This window comes from Mesorhizobium argentiipisi (SeqCode) (genome assembly GCF_037179585.1).
GTDB lineage: Bacteria > Pseudomonadota > Alphaproteobacteria > Rhizobiales > Rhizobiaceae > Mesorhizobium > Mesorhizobium argentiipisi.
Genome location: NZ_JAPYKO010000016.1, coordinates 105,083 through 127,126 on the forward strand (window position 1 = coordinate 105,083; position 22,044 = coordinate 127,126).

Sequence of the window (22,044 nt, forward strand, 5' to 3'; positions counted from 1 at the left end):
GCTGGGGAGAAGATAGGCGCCAACGCCTCCTCTCCCCTCGGGGAGAGGTCGGATTGCCCCGAATTGCTGTTGCAATTCGGCTGGCAATCCGGGTGAGGGGCGCGTCGCCAACTACAGCTTCGTCCACGCCCCGTTTTTCTTCGACGACCTCACGCAGGCTTCGATGAAAGCCATGCCTTCGACGCCGTCCGCGACAGTTGGGAAGACCACATCCTTAGCCGGCTTGCCGCCTTTCCTGCGCGCCGCCCGAATGGCGCGCGCGGCCTCCTGGTAGATGTTGGCAAAGCCTTCGAGGTAGCCCTCCGGATGGCCCGACGGCACGCGGCTGACGCGCGCCGCCACGGGCATCGCGCCGGCGCCGGCCCGTGTCAAAAGCTGCTTCGGCTGGCCGAACGGCGTGTACCAGAGATAGTTCGGGTCGGCCTGCACCCATTCCAGCCCGCCCTTGGAGCCGTAGATGCGCAGCTTCAGCCCATTCTCGTGGCCGGGCGCGACTTGGCTGGCCCAGATCATGCCCTTGGCCGGATGCTTGTTGCCGACGGGCTTGAAGCGCAGCATGACATTGACGTTGTCGTCAAGCTGGCGCCCCGGCACGAAGGCATCCAGATCGGCCGACAAAGAGTCCAGTTCCAGCCCGGACACGAAGCGGGCGAGATTGTAGGCATGCGTGCCGATGTCGCCCAGCGCGCCGCCGGCGCCGGCCTGTTTGGGGTCGGAGCGCCAGGAGGCCTGCTTCTGGCCGGTGGCGGCAAGGTCCTCGGTCAGCCAGTCCTGCGGATATTCCGATTGCACGATGCGGACGTCGCCGAGCACGCCCTTGGCCACCATCTCGCGTGCCTGCCGGATCATCGGATAGGCGGTGTAGTTGTGGGTCAGCACGAACACCTTGCCGGTCTTTTCGACCAGGTCGGCAAGCTTCTTTGCCTCGGCCAGCGACGTCGCCAGCGGCTTGTCGCAGATGACATGGATGCCTGCCTCGAGGAAGGCTTTCGCCGCCGGCACATGGACGTTGTTTGGCGTCACGATCGCCACCGCCTCGATGCCGTCGGGACGCTTGGCTTCGGCCTTGGCCATCTCGGCATAGGAGCTGTAGCTGCGCTCCGGATCGAGCCCGAGTTCGGCGGCCGACGCCTTGGCCCGCGCCGGATCCGACGATAGCGCGCCGGCCACCAGCACGAAATCATTGTCCATGCGCGCCGCGATGCGGTGCACCGCGCCGATGAAGGCGCCCTGCCCACCGCCAACCATGCCATAGCGGATCGGGCCGCCTCCCGCTTCCGACTTCGATGCGCCGACCATTTTTGTCCCTCCATTGTCTGAGATATCCCTTCCCCTCCCTGAGGGGAGGGTGGCCCGCAGGGCCGGGTGGGGTCGGTAGGTGCCGAGCTCTACGCCCGGCGACCCCTCCCCGATCCGCTGCGCCGATCGACCCTCCCCTCAAGGGGGAGGGCAAGCGTCAAATCCCCATCATCGCGCGCAGCAGCTTCTTGTCAGTCGTGCCGGCGGCGAAATCATCGAAGGCCTTCTCGGTCACCCGGATGATGTGATGCTGGATGAAAGGCGCGCCTTCGGCCGCTCCGTCCTCGGGATGCTTCAGGCAGCACTCCCATTCCAGCACCGCCCAGGAATCGTAATCGTACTGGGTGAGCTTGGAAAAGATGCCGCCGAAATCCACCTGGCCGTCGCCAAGCGAGCGGAAGCGGCCTGCCCGGTTCACCCAGCCCTGGTAGCCGGAATAGACGCCCTGCCGCCCGGTCGGGTTGAACTCGGCGTCCTTGACGTGGAAAGCCTTGATCCGCTCGTGGTAGATGTCGATGAATTCGAGATAGTCGAGTTGCTGCAAGAGGAAATGCGACGGGTCGTAGTTGATGTTGCAGCGCTTATGGCCACCGACCGCGTCGAGGAACATCTCGAAAGTCGCGCCGTCGAACACGTCCTCGGAGGGATGGATCTCGTAGCCGACGTCGACGCCATTGTCCTCATAGACATCGAGGATCGGCTTCCAGCGTTTGCCGAGTTCGCTGAAGGCTTCTTCGATCAGCCCGGCCGGCCTCTGCGGGAAGGGATAGAGATAGGGGAAAGCCAGCGAGCCGGTGAACGACACCGAGGCGTTCAGCCCGAGATTGCGCGATGCCTTGGCGCCGAACTCCATCTGTTCGACAGCCCATTTCTGCCGCGCCTTCGGGTTGTTGTGCACCTCGGCCGGCGCGAAGCCGTCCATCTGGGCGTCATAGGCGGGATGCACCGCCACCAGTTGCCCCTGCAGATGCGTCGACAATTCTGTGATCTCGACGCCAGCGTCCGCGCAGATGCCTTTCACCTCGTCGCAATAGGCCTTCGACGACGCCGCTTTCTTGAGGTCGAAAAGGCGCGCGTCCCAGGTCGGGATCTGCACGCCCTTGTAGCCCAGCCCTGCCGCCCATTTGGTGATCGAAGCCAGTGAATTGAACGGCGCGGCGTCGCCCGCGAACTGCGCCAGAAACAGGCCGGGACCCTTCATCGTCGTCGGCATCGGCATCCTCCCTCGTTTGTTTTCGCGACCAAGCATAGCGCCGATTGAAGTGAGGGCCAGCCTATTTGGTCAATCCTGTCGGCGTCCATGCGTTGCGCCATTCTGGTATTACCAAATCCCGGAATTCGGTCAAGCGGCCGAAAACCGCTAACGCGAGGCGAACTTCCAAACAGGTAAGCGAAATTACCTCATAAAATCAGTTTATTGCTTGGTTGGTGAAGCTTCAGCCGGCCACTTCTTGCTGCGCAGTAAAATTTGCTGTAGAGGTCATGGCAGGCCCAATTGGTCGAACCAGTTTGGAGGAAAATGCTGGCAACGCCTTGGGGAGGAAATCATGCGGCTCACCTCTGCCGGAGGCGCCGCGGCAAAATGTGACAGGCGAATTCTGGGAAGGATAGACCATGCATCTTTCGACGCACAATTGGATGCGGGCGGAGCCGCTGGAGGTGACGCTCAAGCGCATCAAGAAATTCGGCTACGAATCGATCGAGATTTCCGGCGAGCCCGAGCAGTACAAGACCAAGGAGACGCGCGCGCTCCTGAAGGAGCACGGCATTCGCTGCTGGGGTTCGGTGACGCTGATGCTGGGCGAACGCAACCTCGCCGCCAAGGACCAGGGCCAGCGCGAGCGGTCTGTCCAATACGTCAAGGACGTGCTCACCATGGTGAGCGAGCTCGATGGCGAGATCATCACGCTTGTGCCCGCGACCGTCGGCAAGGTCGTGCCGGACGGCACCGAGGCGGAGGAATGGGGCTGGGTGGTCGACGCCACGCGCGAATGTTTCACGCACGCCAAGAAGGTCGGCGTCAGGATCGCCGTCGAGCCGCTCAACCGCTTCGAGACTTATCTCTTCAACCGCGGCGCCCAGGCGCTGGCGCTCGCCGATGCGGTGAGCCCCGAATGCGGCGTCTGCCTCGACGCCTACCATATCCACATGGAGGAATTTAACGTCTATGACGCGATCCGTCAGGTCGGAAAGCGCCTGTTCGATTTCCATGTCGCCGACAACAACCGCTTCGCTGCCGGTCTTGGCCAGATCGACTGGCCGAAGATCGTGCGCACGCTGAAGGAGGTCGGCTATGACGGCGCGCTGACCAACGAGTTCGTCGCGCCCGTCGACCGCACGCCGGCGGCGCCCTATCCGGAGATGGTCGAGCGCAATCCGGTCGACATCTCGCCCGAGCAGCTCAAATTCATCCAGGACCACGGCTCCAGCGTGCTCACGGAAAAATTCTACACCGACCAGATGCGCATCACCGCCGAAACGCTGCTGCCGCTGATCAAGTAGGCCTCCGATTGAAACCTGTGCCTTCCACCGGTGGGCGGAGGGGCCGAAGGGACAAAATGCGCATCAAAAGCGTCCAGGCCTGGTGGGTTCGTATCCCGATCGAAGTCGCGAAGCAGCATCGCAGCGACTTCGGTCAGGTGACGACGTTCGACGCCGCCATTCTGCGCATCGACACCGACGACGGCCTTGTCGGTTGGGGCGAGGGCAAGAACGCCGCCGGCAGCGCCGGCAGCTATGGCGCGCTCGTCCACATGCTCAACCATGAGATCGGCCCGCAGCTCATCGGCCGCGATCCGGCCGACATCGGCATCATCTGGGAGATGCTCTACAACGGGGTGCGGCATGAGACGGCGGCGCATGCCGGCCATGCCATGCCGCAGCTGGCGCGGCGCGGCATGAGCGTGGCGGCGATCAGCGCCGTCGACATCGCGCTCTGGGACATCCTCGGCAAATCGCTCGGACAGCCGGTGTGGCGGCTGCTCGGCGGCCGCAAGGTCGAGCGCATGCAGGCCTATGCCTCGGGCGGCTGGGCCGCGGCCGATGCGATCGGCGAGCAGTTGAAATCCTACGTCGCCAAGGGCGGCTTCAAGGCACTGAAGATGCGCATCGGCGCCATGGACGGCGCCCCGCATGTGTCGGCCGCGCGCGTGCGCGCCGCGAAGCAGGCGATCGGGCCGGATGTCGATCTGATGGTCGACGCGCACGGCACCTACACCGTCGCCGAGGCCAAGCGATTCATCAAGCTCACCGCCGATCTCGACCTTGCCTGGTTCGAGGAACCGGTGGTGGCCGACGATAAGCCGGGCATGGCCGAGGTGCGCGCCTCGGGCTCGACGCCGATCGCCACGGGCGAGAGCGAGGCGACGCGCTACGCCTTCCGCGATCTGGCGGTGCTGAAGTCGGCCGACATCTTGCAGCCGGATCCCGCCTTCTGCGGCGGCATCAGCGAGGCGATGAAGATCGGCACCATCGCCAGCGCCTTCAACCTGCGCTTCGCGCCGCATCTGTGGGCTGGCGCGCCCTGCTTCTTTGCCGGGCTGCATGTGTGTGCCGCCTCGCCCGCCAGCTTCATCATCGAATATTCGCTCGGCGCCAACCCGATGATCCACGACCTGGTCGAGGAGACTGTCGAAGCGAAGGACGGTATGATAGCGATCCCTGAAAAACCTGGCTTGGGATTCACCATCTCCGAGCGATACCTGGAGGCGCACGCGCAACGTATCTGACGATGAAAGAAAAGAACCTTCTCGCGGAACTCGCCGCCTATCTCTTCTCCAACTCGGACAAGGAGTCCGGCCGCACGCCGTCGGAGCGCGAGCTGGCGGAACATTTCGGCGTCAGCCGCGGCCAGATCCGCGAAGCGCTCGCCATCCTCGAGGCCATGCGCATCGTCGAGCGGCGCGCCAAGTCCGGCATCTATATCGACACCAAGCAGGCGAGCGTGGAAGCGCTGGCGCTTTTTGCCCGCGCCGGCCTGCCGCTCGATCCGGTGCAGATCTACGAAACCGTCGAATTGCGCAAGATCCATGAGATCAAGGCGGCCGAGCTTGCCTGCTCGCGCGCCACCGAAGAGAACTTCGAGCGCCTGCGCGAAATCCTGAAGGCTTCCGAAGAGCGCATTGCCGCCGGCGAAGGCCTCGCCAAGGAAGACCGCGAGTTCCACCTCGAGATCGTGCGCGCGACCAAGAACAGCGTCTTCCACAATATCTGCAGCGTCTATTACCTGATGGGCGAGCAGCGCCTGCCGATCTATTTCAACGACCCCGAACGCAGCGTGCGCTCGCATGCCGAGCACATCCAGATCTACGAGGCGCTGCTGCGCCGCGACGGCAATCTCGCCCAGGCCCTGATGAATGCCCATTTGCAGGGCGCCGAGAGCTACTGGAAGGGGATCATCGAAGGCCGCGGGAAGGAATCGAAAAGCGCGGCGCTCGAGAAGGCTTGAGCCGATGCGCAAGATCCTGTCGACGCATCCGCTGCACCCTCGCGCCACGGCGATGCTGGCCGGCGCCGGGCGGCTTGCGATCGCTTCCGCGCTTGATGCCAAGACACTAACCGCCGAGGCCCGCGACGCCGACATCGTCATCGTGCGCGCACCGCTGCCGCCGGAGCTGTTTGCCGGCGCGGCGAATTTGCGCGCCGCGATCCGCCACGGCGCCGGGCTGGACATGATCCCTGTCGAGGCGGCGACCGCCGCCGGCGTGCTGGTCGCGAATGTGCCCGCCGTCAACGCCCGTTCGGTCGCCGAGCATGTGATGTTCACCGCCCTTGCGCTGCTGCGGCGCTTCCGCGTGATGGACCGCGACCTGCGCGCCAAGGGCTGGCTTGCCGGGCGCGAGCATGCCAATTCGACCAGCGAGATGGCCGGCAAGACGATCGGCATCGTCGGCCTCGGCGCGGTCGGCCAGGCCGTGGGCCACATCGCCGCGCACGGCTTCGACCTCACTGTCGTGGCGACCACGCGCAGCCTGCGTCCGGTGCCCGAGCGTGTCGGCTTCCTGTCGATCGACGCGCTGGTCGAGCAAAGCGACATCATCGTGCTCTGCTGCCCGCTGACGCAGGAGACGCGCGGCCTGATCAGCCGCGAGCGCATCGGCCGCATGAAGCCCAACGCGCTGCTGATCAACGTCTCGCGCGGCCCGGTGGTGGACGATGAGGCGCTGATCGAAGCGCTGCGGGAGGGGCGTATCGGCGGCGCCGCGCTCGATGTCTTTTCCACGCAGCCGCTGCCGCCCAACCATCCTTATTTCGGCTTCGACAATCTCATCGTCACCCCGCATATGGCCGGCATCACCGAGGAATCGATGATGCGCATGGGCGTCGGCGCCGCCGGCGAAGCGCTGCTGGTGCTCGCCGGCAAACTGCCGGTCAATCTGCGCAATCCGGAGGTCATTGAGCACTACCGGCGACGCTTTCCGGTCGGCGAATAGTTCCGCGGCGAGCATCGCGACCGTGCAGACCTGAGATGCCGGCGGGACAGCACCCCCCTCTGGCCTGCCGGCCTTTCCGGACTTGCATTCTGATGCCCTCCGCAGTTAACGGCCAAGCAAAGCCTCGACAGCGGCGGCAATGCGCAGCAGTCGGCGATCATCCCCATGCTTGCCCACCAGCATCAATCCGGCCGGCAGCTTGGCGCCGGGCATCGGCAATGAGATCGCGCACAGGTCGAATTGGTTGGCGACCTGCGTGTTGCGCAGGAGCAGCCCTTCAGTCCTGTCGCGCAGCGCTTCGTCGCCGGCCATGGCGGCAATGGAGGGCGCGACCATCGGCACGGTCGGCAATGCAAGGAGATCGACCGCCTCCAGCCGTTCCGCCATGGCCGCCATAAGCTCGGCGCGGCGGCGGATCGTGCGGATGTAGGTCGAGGCAGGGACAGCCAGCGCGCGCGTCAATGGCCCGGTGACATGCGGATCGACCGGCACCGAGGCGCCGCTCGCCAGCCAATCGGCATGCACCTCGGCGCCTTCCATGGACGCGATCGTGCCGCGCCTGGTGGCAGCCCGCATCTCAGCGATAAGATCGTCGATGGACAAATCGGCGACGCGGGCGCCGGCTCGACCGATCCTGTCGATGCAGGCCTCGAAAGCTTCGGCGACCTGCGCCTGCGTCTCGCCGAACAAGATGCCGCGCGGAATACCGACGCGTAGGCCGGCGAGCGAAACCGGCTGAAGCGCCGCCGGCTCTTTTCCGGCCATGATCGCATCGGCGATGGCGCAATCGGCGACGCTGCGGGCAAGCGGACCGATCGAATCCAGCGTCATCGACAGCGGAAAGGCGCCCGTCAAAGGCACGCGCCTCGCCGTCGGCTTGAAGCCGACGACGCCGTTGAGCGAGGCGGGGATTCGCACCGAACCGCCAGTGTCCGAACCGATGGAGATGTCGCTCGTGCCCTCGCCGACCGCAACGCCCGCTCCCGACGACGAACCGCCCGGGATAAGGCTGGCGTCGGCGGCATTGCCCGGCGTGCCGTAATGCAGATTGTCGCCGATCGCGGTGAAGGCGAACTCGGTCATGTTGGTCTTGCCGAGGATGACAGCTCCCGCCTGGCGCAACCTTTGCACGATTACCGCGTCCCGCGTCGCCGGTGCGGCGCCGGCGCGGATCAGCGACCCGGCGGTCGTCGGCTCGCCGGCGACGTCGAACAGATCCTTGATCGAAACGATGCGCCCGTCGAGCGGCCCAAGGCTGACGCCGGCCTTGCGGCGGGCGTCGGACGCATCGGCGGCTGCCCGCGCGGCCTCGGCATAGAGCCTCGTATAGACGTTCTCGTCCCCCGCCCGATTGGCAAGACGTGACAGGATGATTTCGAGACGGTCGCGGATGGATTGCATTTTCGATGTCGGGCCTTGCAAAATTGCAACGTCTTTTAGGCGTGCGGCCTGGTGTTGGGCCGGCGAAGAGATAACCCGGCAAGTGTGCCTTTGCACCCTGCCAGCGATGGAAAGATTCTGATGCTGTACAAAGGCAGCTGCCACTGCGGCAAGGTGGCGTTCGAGGTCAAGGGTGAGATCGGCGGCGCGGTGCGCTGCAACTGCTCGATCTGCCGGCGCAAGGGGGCGCTGCTGTGGGCCGTGCCGCATGAGAAGCTCAATCTGGTCGCCTGGGGCGACGACCTCGGCCGCTATACTTTCGGCAAGGCCCAGATCGCGCATCGCTTCTGCCGCACCTGCGGCATGCACCCCTTTGCCGAGGACGTCGGCGAAGGCGACGGGCGGACGGCCTACATCAACATCAACTGCCTCGACGATGTCGACATCGCCAGCATCGAAGTGTTCGAGTTCGATGGGCGCTCGGCCTGATTACCGCTAGCCGGTCGCATCGGCCGGCTTGCCGGCATCCTGGACTTCAGGGACATAGCGCCAGGCGTCGGGACGCGATCCGTCGACATCGGTGAAGCCGTAGACCTGCGCCAGTCCGCCGCTGGACAGCGACTGGCCGTTCCAGCGGGAGCGCTCAGGATCCGCCGCAAGTGCTACGACAGCGCGGTCGACGAAGCGCGGCCGTCTCGGATATGACGAAATGCGGCACGGTGGCTGTAGCGTCGCACCAGTTCTCTTCCCGCACGTCGAAGGCTTCCAGCATCTCCGAGCGTAGCCAACCGGGCGTCAAGGACACCGAAACGGCGCCGTGTTTTTCCAGGTCCTTGGCATGCGCCCAGGCCATGCGGTTCACAGCCACCTTGGCGAGATCGTAGAAGGGCGACAGCCGATAGTGCTCGGCGTTGTATTCGGCGGTGCCATCGGTGACTTCGACAAGGGCGCACTGGCAGATGCATGGCGGCGAAGCCACAAAGGTCGAGTTGCCGCCCGGCTCCTACTGGACCCAGAAGGCCAACGAGATGCATGACGACGCCTGGCTGTCGGACACCGAATGCGTGATCCTGCTGATCAACGACACGCCTTACGAGACCTATCTGCCGAAATAAGGCAGCAGGCTAGGCCGGAGCGCTATCCGGCGTGCCGCAGGCTGACGCCGCTGCCCTTGTCGAACATCACCACCTTGTCCGGGTTCCAGGCAAAGCGCACCGGCTGTTCGATCGCGACGTCGGTCCTGGCAGGCACGGTCGCCCGCAGCATTGTGTCGCCGACCCTGAGCGTCAGGATCTTCTCCACGCCATGGTTCTCGACATCGTGGACGCGTGCCTCGACCGGCGCCCCGCTCTCCAGATAGACATCCTCCGGACGGATGCCGAAGACGAGCGGGCGACCGTCGGTCGCGCCGCTCGCCCGGCCCCCGCCAAAGCTCTTGGCGCCAATTGTGAGCGGCAGTTCGAAATTCACCGGCGCCATCACCGCGCGGTCGTTGACCAGCCTGCCATCGATGAGGTTCATCGGCGGCGAGCCGACGAAGCTCGCGACATAGGTGTCGCGCGGATTGTTGTAGATCTCATGCGGCGTGCCGGTCTGGACGATGCGGCCATGGTTGAGCACGCCGACCTTGTCGCCCATCGACATGGCCTCGATCTGGTCATGCGTGACGAACAGGAACGTGGCGCCGAGCTGCATCTGCAGGTTCTTCAGCTCCGTGCGCAGCGCTTCGCGCAGCTTGGCGTCGAGCGCCGAGAGCGGCTCGTCCATCAGGAACACGCGCGGCTTGCGCACGATCGCGCGGCCGATCGAGACGCGCTGCATCTCGCCGCCGGAAAGCCGGTCGGTCTTGCGGTCGAGCAGATGCTCGATACGAAGCGTGCGGGCAGCTCGGGCGACGCGGTCCTTGATCTCGGCATCCGGCAGCCGGCGGATCTTCGGCTTCAGCGGGAATTCGAGGTTCTGCCGCACCGTGTAGCGCGGATAGAGCGAATATTGCTGCAGCACCAGCGCGACGTCGCGCTCGGCCGCGCCCCAGTCGGCGACGTCGACGCCGTCGATGAAGACCTGGCCCTCGGTCGGCTTTTCTAGCCCTGCAATCAACCGCAACGCCGTTGTCTTGCCGGCGCCGGTTTCGCCGAGCAGCACGAAGAATTCGCCGTCGGCAATGTCGAGGTTGAGTCCGGTCAACGCCGTGTGGCCGCCGAACTTCTTGGTGATGTTCTTCAGTTCGATATGGGCCATTACAGCCTTACTCCGAGTGACTTGCCGCTTGCCGTGTCGAAGAAATGCGCCTGCTCGGGATCGATGCGCACATGGACCTTTTCGCCGGGACCCGAGACGTAACCGGCCTTGGTGCGGGCGCGCAGCAGTTTGGAGCCGATCTTGAGGTCGACAATGTCGAAGGATCCGAGCGGCTCGATGATGCTCGCCTCGACCGGCATATAGCCGGGAGCCGCATCGTGCCGGACGAGCACGCCCTCCGGACGGATGCCGAGCGTCAGGCCGCCATTGGCTGCATGACCGTTGAGCTTGGACAGGAGCTGGCGCGGGAACTCGAAGCCAGCCGGCGCATCGCCGACGGTCACGGAGGCGGCGCCCGCTTGATCCGCGACGCTGGCCTCGGCGATGTTCATCACCGGGCTGCCGACGAACTGCGCCACGAACAGGTTTGCCGGATGCGAATAGACATCGTCCGGCGTGCCGACCTGCTGGATGAAGCCTTCATGCATGATGACGATGCGGTCGGCGAGGCTCATCGCCTCGATCTGGTCGTGCGTGACATAGATCGTGGTCGACCCTTGCTTGACGTGCAGGCGCTTGATCTCGGCGCGCATCTCCTCGCGCAGCTTGGCGTCGAGCGCGCCGATCGGCTCGTCCATTAGCATCGCCTTCGGGCGCCGCACCAGCGCACGACCGATGGCCACGCGCTGCATGTCGCCGCCCGAGAGCGCCGACGGCCTCTTGTCGAGCAGGTCGGTGATGCGCAGGACCCGGGCGACCTCGCGCACGGACTTGTCGACCTCGCCGCTGCTCATGCGCGTTGCGCGCAGCGGAAAGGCGACGTTCTCGAACACCGTCATATGCGGATAGAGCGAGAACGACTGGAACACCATGGCGATGTCGCGATCGGCGGCCTTGAGGTGCTGCACCGCCTTGCCGTCGATCAGGATGTCGCCCTTGTCGATCGTCTCCAGCCCGGCTATCGCGCGCAGCGTCGTGGTCTTGCCGCAGCCCGACTGTCCGAGCAGCACGATGAATTCGTTGTCGGTGATGGCGATGTTCAAATTGTGGATGACCTGGACGGCACCGAAGAATTTCTCGATGCCGCGAAGTTCGATCTGTGTCACTACCGGGCTCCCTCATGCGTCGCGGCGCCGGTTTCCTCGCCGCGCTCCGGCGCAATCTTCGACGTGATGTTGAAGCCGATCAGCCCGGCCAGGATGATCGTCACGCCGTAGGAATGCAGGTTAAGGCTCCATGGCTGGCAGAGCGCGACGATGCCCAGCACCATGAGGATCTGCGAGGCCGGCAACAGGTATTTCTCGTTGATGGCACGAAAACTCATTTGCGGATCGCTCCGAACGTCACGCCGCGCAGCAGATGATTGCGCAGCAGGAAGGTGAAGATCGCAACCGGCAGCAGGAACAGGAAGGTGCCGGCCGCGATCGTCGTCCAGTCCGGCAAGCCGGAGCCGATCTGCGACGGAATGAAGGGCGGCGCCGTCTGCGCCCGCCGGTTGGTCATGATCAATGCGAAGGCGTATTCGTTCCAGGCGGTGATGAAGCAGAACACGGCGGTGGCGGCGATGCCGGTCGCGGCCTCGGGCAGCACGATCTTGAAGAAGGCCTGCATGCGCGTGTAGCCGTCGACGAGTGCTGCCTCCTCATACTCCTTCGGGATCTCGTCCATGAAGCCCTTCATCAGCCAGACCGAGAAGGACAGGTTGAAGGCGACGTAGAGGATGATTAGCCCGATATGCGAGTCGTTGAGGCCGACCATCCGGTACATCAGGAACATCGGGATCGCGACCACCACCGGCGGCAGCATGCGCGTCGACAGGATGAAGAACAGCAGATCCGCTTCGCCGGCGATCTTGAATCGGGAGAAGCCGTAGGCGGTGAAGGTTCCCATGCCGACCGCCAGCACCGTGCTGATCACCGCCACGATCAGGCTGTTCATGAACCGGTCGGGATATTGCGACAGCTGCACGTCCTTACCGACCTTCAGCACCCGCTCGCCGCCGTCATAGATGCGCTTCTCCCACCAGGGCGCGGCATCATAGACTTGCGGGTCAACGGGCTTCTGCATCTGCACGCGCTTGGTGAAGAGCCGCACGAACGGCGTCACCTCAGGCTCGAACAGCACGGTCGGCGGCACGCTGACGGCGAGTTCCTTCGGCTTGAACGCCGTGGAGGCGATCCAGTAGATCGGCGCCAGGAAGACCAGCGTGGCGATCAGCACCGCGGCGATGGCGATGCGGTTGAAGGCGACCTCGGAAGAAGTGCGGACGGCGGCCATGTCAGCGCTCCTTCACCTTGTTGAGATACTTCACGTAGAGGTTGGTGATGGCCAGCACCATGATCAGCACGATGTAGGCCAGCGCGCAGGACTTGCCCGTGTCCCATTGCTGGAAGGCCTGCTTGTAGAGCCGGATCGCGATCAGCTCGGCCGTCGGCTGGGTGGTCATGGTGTAGGCGATGTCGAAGGTCTTGAAGGCTTCCATGGTGCGGAAGATCAGCGCGATCAAAAGGATCGGCGAGACCAGCGGCAAGGTGATGCGAGTGAAGGTGTACCACCATCCGGCACGGTCGATAGCGGCCGCCTCGTAGAGATGCTGCGGCACCGCCGAGAGTCCGGCGAGCGAGAGCAGCATGACGAAGGGCGACCACATCCAGATATCGGTGATCGCGACCGCATAGAGCGCGCTGTCGGGATTGGAGAGCCAGGCGAAGTCGCCGAGCCCGAACACATAGTTGATCGGTCCCCAGGACGGGCTGTAGAGCAATTGCCAGAACAGGCCGACAACCGCCGCCGACATCATCATCGGCAACAGCAGAAGCGTGGTGATCAGGCCCTTCATCGGGAAGCTGCGGTTGAGCAGAAGGGCGAGGCCGAAGCCGACGATCATCTGCCCGGCCACCGACACGATGACGTATTTCGCCGTGATGACAAAGTTCGACCAGATGTGGTCGTCGCTCAGCAGCTCGCGATAATTCTGCAACCCAACGAACTGCCAGGGCTCCGCGCGGTTGGCCGCGAAATTGGTGAAGGAATAGCCGAGCGAATAAATCAGCGGAAAAATGTTGAAGACGATCAGAAAGACCAGCGTCGGGATGATGAACAGGTTGCGGATGGTCAGATCGGACCAGCCGCGCGCGGCGGCCCTGGACGCGGGATCAAGATTGGTGAGGGCTACCGAAGCCAACTTTGTCTCCTGAAAATAGGAATGCCGGAGGGGAAACCCTCCTCCGGCATTCTGACTGTGATGCTTACTTGTAGCGGTTGTACTTGGTGAAGGTCGCCTTCCAGTCGGCGGCGGTCTTGTCGAGCGCCTCCTGGGCGGTGCCCTTGCCGCCGACCACGAACGGATAGATGTTCTGGTTCAGCTGATCGAGCACTTCGGCGTATTCAGGCGTTGCCCAGAAGTCCTTGACCATGAACATCGTGTCGTAGAACGCCTTGTTGTAGGGCGTTGCGTTCTGGAAGGCTTCGGACTTCAGCACGGCCTGACTGCATGTGTAACCGCCAAGCTCGGCCCACTTCTTCTGCGTCTCGTCCTTGATGAACCACTCGAGGAACTTCATCGCCTCGTCCTTGTTCTTCGAATACGAGACAACCGAGATGCCCTGGCCGCCGAGCGCGGCGAAGCGCTTGCCGTCGGGGCCGGCCGGGTTGGCGAAGAAGCCGGTGACGTCGGCGTAAGGGTTGGTGGCCTTGTTCACCAGCGGCGGGAAGAAGGCGAAGAAGTTCATGCTCATCGCGGCGAGGCCACCGGTGATCGCCTGATTGTCTTCCACGAAGAAGGTCTTGCCCCAGCCCGGAGGCGTGAACTTGTAGAGTTGCTTGTACATGTCGAGGCCAGCGGCAGCCTCTTTCGAATTGGTGATGCCGTCGACCTTGTAGGTTGCGTAGTCGCCGAGATCGCCGCCATAGCTGAAGATGGCGCTTTCGACGCCCATCGCCATCGCGTCATAGGAGTTGTCGGTGTAGATGGCGACGCCGTAGCGCTTCTGGTCCGGACGATAGAAGAACTCGGCAATATCGCGCAGCTGCGCGTAGGTTTTCGGAATGTCCAGATCGTAATTGTACTTCGCCTTGAAGGCTTCCTTCTCCTTCGGGTCCTCGAACCAGTCCTTGCGATAGGACCAGCCGATGGCGTCGCCTTCCAGCGGGATTGCCCAGTACTTGCTGGAACCGCCGGGATATTCGGCATAATACTTGATGGTTGCCGGCGCCATCACATCGCCAAGCTTGTGCTGGTTGAAGAAGTCGGTCAGGTCGACATAGTGGCCTTGCGTCGAACCGGCGCCCAGCCATTGCGAGTCGCCGACGACCATGTCGTAGGCGTCGCCATGCGCGTTGAACTCGGTGAAGGCCTTGGTCTGGAAGTCGGGCCACGGCGTTGTCTGAACCGTGACCTTCACGCCGGTTTCGGCCGTGTAGTCGTTGACGAGTTCCTGCAGGTAATTGGCCGGATCCCATTCCGCCCAGAAGATGGTGAGTTCCTTATCCTGCGCGCGGACGGACGTCCCGCAGGCAAGCGCTAGGCCGATACCAGCAAGCACGCTGGTCACTAACTTGCGCATAGTTTTCCTCCCTTGTGCGCATTCTACCGTGTCATGTGGGGCCGGCAGCGAAGCCGGCCCTGGTAGTTCCTCCTGTGATGGCATCTCTCCGGTTCCAGGCCTCCTCGCCCCTGCCGGAAATAGATCGCAGCCTTCACTTTTGATCCGCTTTATTCATCTTGATCTGGTATTACCAATTTTGCCTTGACGTCAAGCGCTTTCTTGAGTGGCCGACGGCAGCCAAATAAGCCGAATATTACGACATCTGCCTGTTTTCCCTCGTTTTTCCTACTCCTTGATACGCGGAGGCCTTGCGACGAGCCGTCCATTCCAATTAACATTCAAAACTGTCTCAGCAATCTGGTCGAACCAGATTTAACCGATCGTCGCCTCAGGCGTCGCCGACATTCCTGCTGATTTTTCCTCTGATTCCGCCATTGCCGCGCGCACCAGCGCGCCCGCCGCCCATTGCGCCACAGACACCATCTCGGCGCTATCCAGCCCCCAGATATCCTTCAGCACCGTCACCACCTCGACGCCGAACATCAGCGACAGCGCCTGCGCCAGGCGTTTGAACTGGCGGGGCTTCAGGCGGCCCTTGAGCGGCCCGATCGCATCCTTCAACAGGTCGACGCGATGGCCGCGGGTGAAGGCGGGTTCCGATCCGAGCGTGCCCGCCTGGCGCCGCGCCCATTGATCGAGGGACAGTTTCAGCGCCGCCTTGAACGTCGCCTCGAAGGCCTCGATGCGCGGCATCGCGGTGGCGAACAGATCCGCCACGCGCCGCTCGGCATCGTCGGATACCGACTTCCAGGTGAGGATCGGGCCGAGCCCTTCATCGACCACGGCCTGCACCAGCGCCGCCTGGCTCGGGAAATAGCGGTAGGCGGTCGCGCGCGACACCTCCGCCGCCTCCGCGACCTCGCTGACCGAAGGAGTCATGCCGGCCTGCATGAGCCTTGTCGCCGTTTCCAGCATCAGCCGCCTTGTGCGGGCGCGCGGACCCTTCTCGGCGGCCGGCACCTGGGCGGCATCATCGGCGGAGGCGGCTTGTTGACGTGAGACGTCCATATCAATACGATACGCGCGTCTCAAAAATTTGCAATGGCGCGACGCCGGGCAATACGGGGTCCCCACCAGCGACGAGGCTTCTGCCGAGGAGCTTAAGGGTGGGGCGAAAAATAGAGTCCCCACCAGCGACGAGGCTTTTGCCGAAGAGCTCAAGGGTGGGGCAAAAAGGCGGGCGGCAAAGCCGACCATGCCGGACGACGGGGAACCGCGGATGAAGCGCATCTATGTGGTCGGCACCGCCGACACCAAAGGTGAGGAACTCGCCTTCCTGGCCGATGCCGTCGCCTCGGCCGGTGGCGCGATCGTCCGTGTCGATATCGGCACGCGCGGCGCGACCGTCCCGGTGGATATCCCCGCCAGCGAGGTCGCCGCGCACCATGTCAAGGGAGCCGGCGCTGTTCTCGGCATCGACGATCGCGGCGCCGCCGTTGCCGGCATGGGCGCCGCCTTCGCCAGTTTCATCCGCTCGCGCGACGACATCGCCGGGGTCATCGGCATCGGCGGCGGCGGCGGCACCTCGATCGTCACCGCCGGCATGCGGGCGCTGCCGCTCGGCCTGCCGAAGCTCATGGTTTCGACGCTGGCCTCCGGCGATACCGCGCCCTACGTCGATGTCTCGGACATCATCATGATGCCGTCGGTGACCGACATGGCGGGACTGAACAGGCTTTCCCGCGCGGTGCTGCACAATGCCGCCCAGGCAATCGCCGGCATGGCAGCGAGGCCCGCCTCGGCCGACGCCGGCAAGCCGGCGCTCGGGCTCACCATGTTCGGCGTCACCACCCCCTGCGTGACCGCGATCGTCGAGCGCTTGCGCGCCGATTACGACTGCATGGTTTTCCACGCCACCGGCACTGGTGGCCGCTCGATGGAGAAGCTCGCCGACAGCGGTCTGCTGGCCGGCATCCTCGACATCACCACGACCGAGGTCTGCGATTTCCTGTTCGGCGGAGTGCTGCCGGCGTCCGAGGATCGCTTCGGCGCGATCGCCCGCACGAAATTGCCCTATGTCGGCTCGGTCGGCGCGCTCGACATGGTCAATTTCTGGGCGCCACCGACCATCCCGGGAAAATATCGTGGGCGGCTGTTCTACGAGCACAATCCCAATGTCACGCTGATGCGCACCACCGCCGAAGAATGCCGCCGGATCGGCGAATGGATCGGCGGCCGCCTCGCCCGATGCGACGGCCTGGTACGATTCCTGATCCCGGAAAAGGGCGTCTCGGCACTGGACATCGAAGGCGGCGCCTTCTTCGACATGGAGGCCGATGCGGCACTGTTCGACGCCATCGAGCGTACGATCGAGCCGACCAGGGAGCGCACCGTCACTCGCCTGCCGCTGCACATCAACGACCCTGCCTTCGCCAAGGCCGCGGCCGAGGCATTTCTCGACATCGCCAGCATATGAGAGACGACAAGCATGGCTGCCATCCCACGCAAAACAATACTGGAGAAATTCCGCAAGATGATCGCCGACGGCGTGCCGATCGTCGGCGGCGGCGCCGGCACCGGCCTGTCGGCCAAGGCCGAGGAAGCCGGCGGCATCGACCTGATCATCATCTACAATTCCGGCCGCTACCGCATGGCCGGGCGCGGCTCGGCCGCCGGCCTGCTCGCCTATGGCAACGCCAACGAGATCGTCAAGGAGATGGCCTATGAGGTGCTGCCGGTGGTGAAGAAGACGCCGGTGCTGGCCGGCGTCAACGGCACCGACCCCTTCGTCATCATGCCGCTGCTTTTGGCCGAGCTGAAGACGATGGGCTTTTCCGGCGTGCAGAATTTTCCGACCGTCGGCCTGTTCGACGGCACCATGCGCCAGAGTTTCGAGGAGACCGGCATGGGTTTCGGGCTCGAGGTCGACATGATCGCCGAGGCGCACAAACTCGACCTGCTCACGACGCCTTACGTTTTCAATCCGGACGAGGCGCGCGCCATGGCACGAGCCGGCGCCGACATCGTCGTCGCCCATATGGGTGTGACGACCGGCGGCTCGATCGGCGCCACCTCGGCGAAAACGCTCGACGCCTGTGTGAAGGAGATCGACGCCATTGCCGATGCGGCGCGCTCGGTGCGCAAGGACGTTATCCTGCTTTGCCATGGCGGGCCGATCTCGATGCCGGAAGACGCGCGCTACATCCTCGAGCGCTGCGAGGGGCTGCACGGCTTCTATGGCGCAAGCTCGATGGAACGGCTGCCGGCCGAAGCGGCGATCGCCAGGCAGACGGCGGATTTCAAGGCGGTTTCGCTGGAGCATCAGACCCAAAAGTGGAAGCCGGTTTTGGGAAAATCCGATGCTCCGACAAAAACGAAAAGGAAGGGATGAGGCAATGACCGACAGGAGCAAGGTGTTCGTCTACCCGAAGGATGTCAGCGCCTTCGGCTTCGACTGGGGCAAGCTGTCGCTGACCGTCGCGCCGGAAGTGAACGGCGCCGCCCGCTTCTCCGGCGGCGTCGTCCACCTGCCGCCCGGTCAGGGCCACACCCGCCACAACCATCCGGGCGCCGAAGAGATCATCTTCGTCATCTCCGGCAATGGCGAGCAGATGGTCGAGGACGAGAACGGCAATCCGGTGGTGGCGAAAGTCGGCCCCGGCTGCACAATCTACGTGCCGGAGAGCCGCTTCCATTCGACGCTCAACACCGGCGACCAGCCGATGCAGCTCTTCGTCGTCTATTCGCCCGCGGGACCGGAGCTGGCGCTTCGCGACCTGCCGGACTTCAGGCTGCTGCCGGCGGGCGGAAAGTAATCGCGTAACGCCCCCCTCATCCGGCCGCTTCGCGGCCACCTTCTCCCCCGGCGGGGAGGCGCCGGCGCCACCCGGTCCTCTCTCCTTGGGGAGAGGTCGGATTGCCCCGAATTGCCCTTCGCAATTCGGCTGGCAATCCGGGTGAGAGGGAGCGCCGTCGATTCTATGCTGCCGCCCCGCCCCTGTTCCACCCCCTGCCCCGGTCACCGAACATCACATAGCCGGCGTCGGTCACCGCGACGGTATCTTCCAGCTTGATGAAGCCGCGCGACGGATGAAGCATGGTGGTCTCGACCGACAGCACCATGTTCTTTTCCAGCGGCTTGGCCGCATAGGTGCCCTCATAGGCGACCGGGTGATTGGTCATCAGGAACGGCGCCTCATGCGTGATCAGCCCCATGCCGTGAGCGAAGAAATCCGTATAGGCCGCGACCTTGGAGGCCTTCAGCACGCTCTCCGCGTGCGCGATCATGTCGCCGCCCAGCGTGCCTGCCTTGACCTTGGAAAAGGCGGCCTGCTGCACCGCTTCGACTTCGGCCAGAAGATCCTCCAGCTCGGCATCCGGCTCGCCAAGCACGCCCATCCGGCAGAGGTCGCCGATATAGCCGTGGTAATTTCCCCCGGAATCGATCGACAACACCTCGCCCTTCTTCCACGCTTGGCTGGACGCGGCGCGGTTGTGGCTGGAACCCAGCGTCAGCAGGCAATATTCGAAATGCGCGCCGCGATTGGTCTCCTCGCGCCTGAGCTGCTCGATGATGTCGGTCTTGCTCGTACCCTCGCGCGCCCAGCCAATCGTCGCCAGCATGGAATCGGTGATCAGCTCGGAAGCGATGCGCAGCTGTTCGAGCTCCGCCTCGGTTTTGATGGCGCGCATACGCTCCAGCATGTCGGTCGCGTCAATCAGCTTTGCATCCGGCAGCGCCTTGCGGATCAGCGTGTAGGCATCCGATGGCAGGAAGGCCGGCTCGATGCCGATGCGCGTGGCTTGCTTGCCGATCTGCTTGAGATGCTCCACCGCCAGATTGGCGGCATCGAGCGTGCCCCAGCAGGCGGCATGCAAGGTCGGCGTCCAGAACGGATGGTTCTGATGTTCGCCGCCTTCCATCTTGTTGCCGATATAGGCCGCATGTTCCGGCCCGCCCTTCTCGTAAAGGACGATCGGCAAATAGCGGCTGTGCCCGATCGCATCCATCGCCGCGAAGAAGATGAACTTGTAGCCGCCGAGCAGATATTGCGTGTTGTGCTTGGACGTGGCGAAGAGCACGTCGATGCCGGCGTCTTCCATCAGCCGATCCACCCGCGACTGATCGAACGGGATATTGCTGACCTCGTTTTTGCCCGGAGCGATGTTCATCTGCCTCTCCCTGTTTTATCGGCCGCAGGAGCGCCGAACGTTATGATGTATGGCTGTTGGCCAAATCTGCATTATTTTGGCCACTCTGGTCCAGCCAGAATTGATCACTTTCGCGCCAATGACGGGCTTCAGTCCAAATCCCGATCCCACTCTTCTATATCTGGTCCGACCAATTAAGAGCATGAGAGCCTCTTTCGGCTGGCTGGTCCAGCGGACGGAAATTTCAAAGCCAAGCCATGATGCGCCAAATCGGTCTCTGGCGAAACCTTTGCCAAGGGCCATAATCACCGGATTGCCGCGCCTGCCATGGCGCGAAGAGGGGAGTTTGAGCGATGTCCGAACTGACGATTTCACGCCGCGGCCTGCTGGCCGGCTCGGCGCTGCTGCTGGCCTCGACCGCATTGCCTACCATCGGCCTTGCCCAGACGCCGAAGAAGGGCGGCCGGCTGATCGTCGCCGCCGATTCCGAGCCGCGCAACCTCAACCCGGCGATCGTCGCCTCCAACGGCGTCTTCTTCATTTCCAGCAAGATCGTCGAGACGCTGGCCGAAGCTTCCTTCGACGGCAAGGACGGGCTGCAGCCGCGCCTGGCGCTTTCCTGGGAGGGTGCTGCCGACGGCCTGTCGGTGACCTTCAAATTGCGCGACGGCGTCAAATGGCATGACGGCAAGCCCTTCACCTCCGCCGACGTCGCCTTCTCGGCGCTGCAGATCTGGAAGCCGCTGCAAAATCTCGGCCGCACCGTGTTCAAGGACCTGGAGGCCGTCGACACGCCGGACGCCCTGACCGCAATCTTCAAATTCGCCAAGCCGACGCCGTTCCAGCTGATCCGAAACGCGCTGCCGGCGCTGTCGAGCGTCGTGCCGAAGCACCTCTATGAGGTTGGCAAGATCGAGGAGAACCCGGCCAACAACGCGCCGGTCGGCACCGGTCCGTTCAAATTCGCCGAATACAAGGCCGGCCAGTATTACCGGCTGACGCGCAACGACGCCTATTGGGGCAAGGACGAGCCCTATCTCGACGAGATCGTCTATCAGGTGCTCCCTGATCGCACGTCCGCCGCCGCGGCGCTCGAGGCGGAAGAGATCCAGCTCGCCGCCTTCTCCGCCGTGCCGCTCGCCGACCTCGACCGCATCTCCAAGGTACCGGGGCTCAAGGTCATCACCAAGGGTTATGAGAGCCTGACCTACCAGCTCGTCGTCGAGATCAACCACCGCCGCAAGGAGCTGGCCGACCTGAAAGTGCGGCGGGCGATCGCGCATGCCATCGACAAGGATTTCGTCGTCAAGACGATCTTCCTCGGCTATGCCGCGACCGCAACCGGCCCGGTGCCGAAGAACGATCCACAATTCTACACCGCCGACGTGCCGACCTATCCCTTCGATATCGCCAAGGCCAATGCGCTGCTGGACGAAGCCGGCTACAAGCGCGCAGACGACGGCAAGCGCTTTGCCCTGAAGCTGCTGCCGGCGCCCTACTTCAACGAGACGAAGCAGTTCGGCGATTACCTGCGCCAGGCGCTCGCCGCGATCGGCATCGACGCCGAGATCGTCAACAACGACTCCGCCGCGCACATAAAGGCCGTCTATACCGACCACGCTTTCGACCTCGCCGTCGGCCCGCCGGTGTTCCGCGGCGACCCGGCGATCTCGACCACCATCCTAGTGCAGAGCGGCATTCCCGACGGCGTGCCCTTCTCCAACCAGGGCGGCTACAAGAACGCCGACCTCGACGCGCTGATCGCGAAAGCATCGGAGACGCTCGATCCGTCGGCCCGCACGGAGCTCTACAAGGAATTCCAGAAGAAGGTCGCGGCCGATTTGCCGCTGATCAACGTCGCCGAGTGGAGCTTCATCTCCGTCGCTCGCGATACGGTCGGCAACATCGCCAACAACCCGCGCTGGGCGGTATCGAACTGGGCGGACACCTATTTGGAATCGTGACACACTCGCGCGGATGAGAGTTCGCGAGAA

20 protein-coding genes and 2 pseudogenes are annotated in these 22,044 nt (G+C 63.9%); 10 read left to right on the top strand and 12 right to left on the bottom strand.

The window, feature by feature from the left end:
• Positions 1-111: 111 nt before the first annotated feature.
• Together O7A05_RS21695 and O7A05_RS21700 are read right to left on the bottom strand one after the other, a co-directional pair.
• Entirely contained in the window at positions 112-1,299 is a 1,188-nt protein-coding gene (locus O7A05_RS21695; protein ID WP_337094996.1) for a Gfo/Idh/MocA family protein, read from the bottom strand.
• Positions 1,300-1,456: 157 nt separating this feature from the next.
• The gene (locus O7A05_RS21700; RefSeq protein WP_337094997.1) at positions 1,457-2,512 is read right to left on the bottom strand and encodes a sugar phosphate isomerase/epimerase family protein; all 1,056 of its coding nucleotides are present in this window, start codon (positions 2,510-2,512) and stop codon (positions 1,457-1,459) included.
• A 401-nt stretch (positions 2,513-2,913) separates the two neighbouring features.
• Between O7A05_RS21700 and O7A05_RS21705 the strand changes: the two genes are divergently transcribed.
• Genes O7A05_RS21705 through O7A05_RS21720 form a run of 4 tightly spaced genes read left to right on the top strand, consistent with a single transcriptional unit; the run spans position 2,914 to position 6,731 of the window.
• Positions 2,914-3,801 (top strand): sugar phosphate isomerase/epimerase family protein, encoded by an 888-nt coding sequence (locus O7A05_RS21705; protein ID WP_140644632.1) that lies wholly within the window; start codon positions 2,914-2,916, stop codon positions 3,799-3,801.
• 56 nt (positions 3,802-3,857) lie between these two features.
• Entirely contained in the window at positions 3,858-5,027 is a 1,170-nt protein-coding gene (locus O7A05_RS21710; protein WP_337094998.1) for a mandelate racemase/muconate lactonizing enzyme family protein, read from the top strand.
• A 2-nt stretch (positions 5,028-5,029) separates the two neighbouring features.
• Complete coding sequence (locus O7A05_RS21715) at positions 5,030-5,746, top strand: FadR/GntR family transcriptional regulator (protein WP_337094999.1); 717 nt, start codon at positions 5,030-5,032, stop codon at positions 5,744-5,746.
• Between the two features lie 4 nt (positions 5,747-5,750).
• Complete coding sequence (locus O7A05_RS21720; RefSeq protein WP_337095000.1) at positions 5,751-6,731, top strand: hydroxyacid dehydrogenase; 981 nt, start codon at positions 5,751-5,753, stop codon at positions 6,729-6,731.
• Between the two features lie 105 nt (positions 6,732-6,836).
• Here O7A05_RS21720 and O7A05_RS21725 read toward each other — a convergent pair whose 3' ends face one another.
• Positions 6,837-8,132 carry an amidase gene (locus O7A05_RS21725; RefSeq protein WP_337095001.1) on the bottom strand — a complete coding sequence of 432 codons (1,296 nt, stop codon included), beginning with the start codon at positions 8,130-8,132 and terminating at the stop codon, positions 6,837-6,839.
• A 120-nt stretch (positions 8,133-8,252) separates the two neighbouring features.
• On the opposite strand from O7A05_RS21725, the gene O7A05_RS21730 reads away from it, so the two are divergent.
• Entirely contained in the window at positions 8,253-8,600 is a 348-nt protein-coding gene (locus tag O7A05_RS21730) for a GFA family protein (RefSeq protein WP_337095002.1), read from the top strand.
• Positions 8,601-8,606: 6 nt separating this feature from the next.
• Here the strand turns inward: O7A05_RS21730 and O7A05_RS21735 are convergent.
• Positions 8,607-9,057, bottom strand: a pseudogene (locus O7A05_RS21735) (short-chain dehydrogenase); the annotation flags it as partial.
• 1 nt (position 9,058) lies between these two features.
• Here O7A05_RS21735 and O7A05_RS21740 point away from each other — a divergent pair.
• Positions 9,059-9,226: pseudogene (locus tag O7A05_RS21740) on the top strand (cupin domain-containing protein); the annotation flags it as partial.
• Positions 9,227-9,248: 22 nt separating this feature from the next.
• Here the strand turns inward: O7A05_RS21740 and O7A05_RS21745 are convergent.
• The 7 genes from O7A05_RS21745 to O7A05_RS21775 form a co-directional block, all read right to left on the bottom strand.
• Positions 9,249-10,352 (bottom strand): ABC transporter ATP-binding protein, encoded by a 1,104-nt coding sequence (locus O7A05_RS21745; RefSeq protein ID WP_337095003.1) that lies wholly within the window; start codon positions 10,350-10,352, stop codon positions 9,249-9,251.
• Positions 10,352-11,458 (bottom strand): ABC transporter ATP-binding protein, encoded by a 1,107-nt coding sequence (locus O7A05_RS21750; protein WP_337095004.1) that lies wholly within the window; start codon positions 11,456-11,458, stop codon positions 10,352-10,354. The genes O7A05_RS21745 and O7A05_RS21750 overlap by 1 nt, the downstream gene beginning before the upstream one ends.
• Positions 11,458-11,676: a hypothetical protein gene (locus O7A05_RS21755; protein WP_337095005.1), complete on the bottom strand. Its 219-nt coding sequence runs from the start codon at positions 11,674-11,676 to the stop codon at positions 11,458-11,460. The genes O7A05_RS21750 and O7A05_RS21755 overlap by 1 nt, the downstream gene beginning before the upstream one ends.
• A complete protein-coding gene (locus tag O7A05_RS21760; protein WP_140845149.1) occupies positions 11,673-12,629 on the bottom strand; it encodes a carbohydrate ABC transporter permease in 957 nt (318 codons plus the stop codon). Before O7A05_RS21760 ends, O7A05_RS21755 begins: the two co-directional genes overlap by 4 nt.
• 1 nt (position 12,630) lies before the next feature.
• Positions 12,631-13,536: a carbohydrate ABC transporter permease gene (locus O7A05_RS21765; protein WP_135870866.1), complete on the bottom strand. Its 906-nt coding sequence runs from the start codon at positions 13,534-13,536 to the stop codon at positions 12,631-12,633.
• A 64-nt stretch (positions 13,537-13,600) separates the two neighbouring features.
• The gene (locus O7A05_RS21770) at positions 13,601-14,917 is read right to left on the bottom strand and encodes an ABC transporter substrate-binding protein (protein WP_337095006.1); all 1,317 of its coding nucleotides are present in this window, start codon (positions 14,915-14,917) and stop codon (positions 13,601-13,603) included.
• 354 nt (positions 14,918-15,271) lie between these two features.
• Positions 15,272-15,967 (bottom strand): TetR/AcrR family transcriptional regulator, encoded by a 696-nt coding sequence (locus tag O7A05_RS21775; protein WP_337095051.1) that lies wholly within the window; start codon positions 15,965-15,967, stop codon positions 15,272-15,274.
• Between the two features lie 211 nt (positions 15,968-16,178).
• On the opposite strand from O7A05_RS21775, the gene O7A05_RS21780 reads away from it, so the two are divergent.
• The 3 genes from O7A05_RS21780 to O7A05_RS21790 are packed head-to-tail and all read left to right on the top strand — an operon-like array spanning position 16,179 to position 18,714.
• Positions 16,179-17,375 (top strand): Tm-1-like ATP-binding domain-containing protein, encoded by a 1,197-nt coding sequence (locus O7A05_RS21780; RefSeq protein ID WP_337095007.1) that lies wholly within the window; start codon positions 16,179-16,181, stop codon positions 17,373-17,375.
• Positions 17,376-17,387: 12 nt separating this feature from the next.
• Positions 17,388-18,290, top strand: a complete 903-nt coding sequence (locus tag O7A05_RS21785) for a phosphoenolpyruvate hydrolase family protein (protein WP_337095008.1) — start codon at positions 17,388-17,390, stop codon at positions 18,288-18,290.
• Between the two features lie 4 nt (positions 18,291-18,294).
• Positions 18,295-18,714, top strand: a complete 420-nt coding sequence (locus O7A05_RS21790) for a cupin domain-containing protein (protein ID WP_337095009.1) — start codon at positions 18,295-18,297, stop codon at positions 18,712-18,714.
• A gap of 163 nt (positions 18,715-18,877) precedes the next feature.
• Here O7A05_RS21790 and O7A05_RS21795 read toward each other — a convergent pair whose 3' ends face one another.
• Positions 18,878-20,071 carry a Xaa-Pro peptidase family protein gene (locus O7A05_RS21795; protein ID WP_337095010.1) on the bottom strand — a complete coding sequence of 398 codons (1,194 nt, stop codon included), beginning with the start codon at positions 20,069-20,071 and terminating at the stop codon, positions 18,878-18,880.
• 332 nt (positions 20,072-20,403) lie between these two features.
• On the opposite strand from O7A05_RS21795, the gene O7A05_RS21800 reads away from it, so the two are divergent.
• Positions 20,404-22,014 (top strand): ABC transporter substrate-binding protein, encoded by a 1,611-nt coding sequence (locus O7A05_RS21800; protein ID WP_337095011.1) that lies wholly within the window; start codon positions 20,404-20,406, stop codon positions 22,012-22,014.
• Positions 22,015-22,044: the final 30 nt, after the last annotated feature.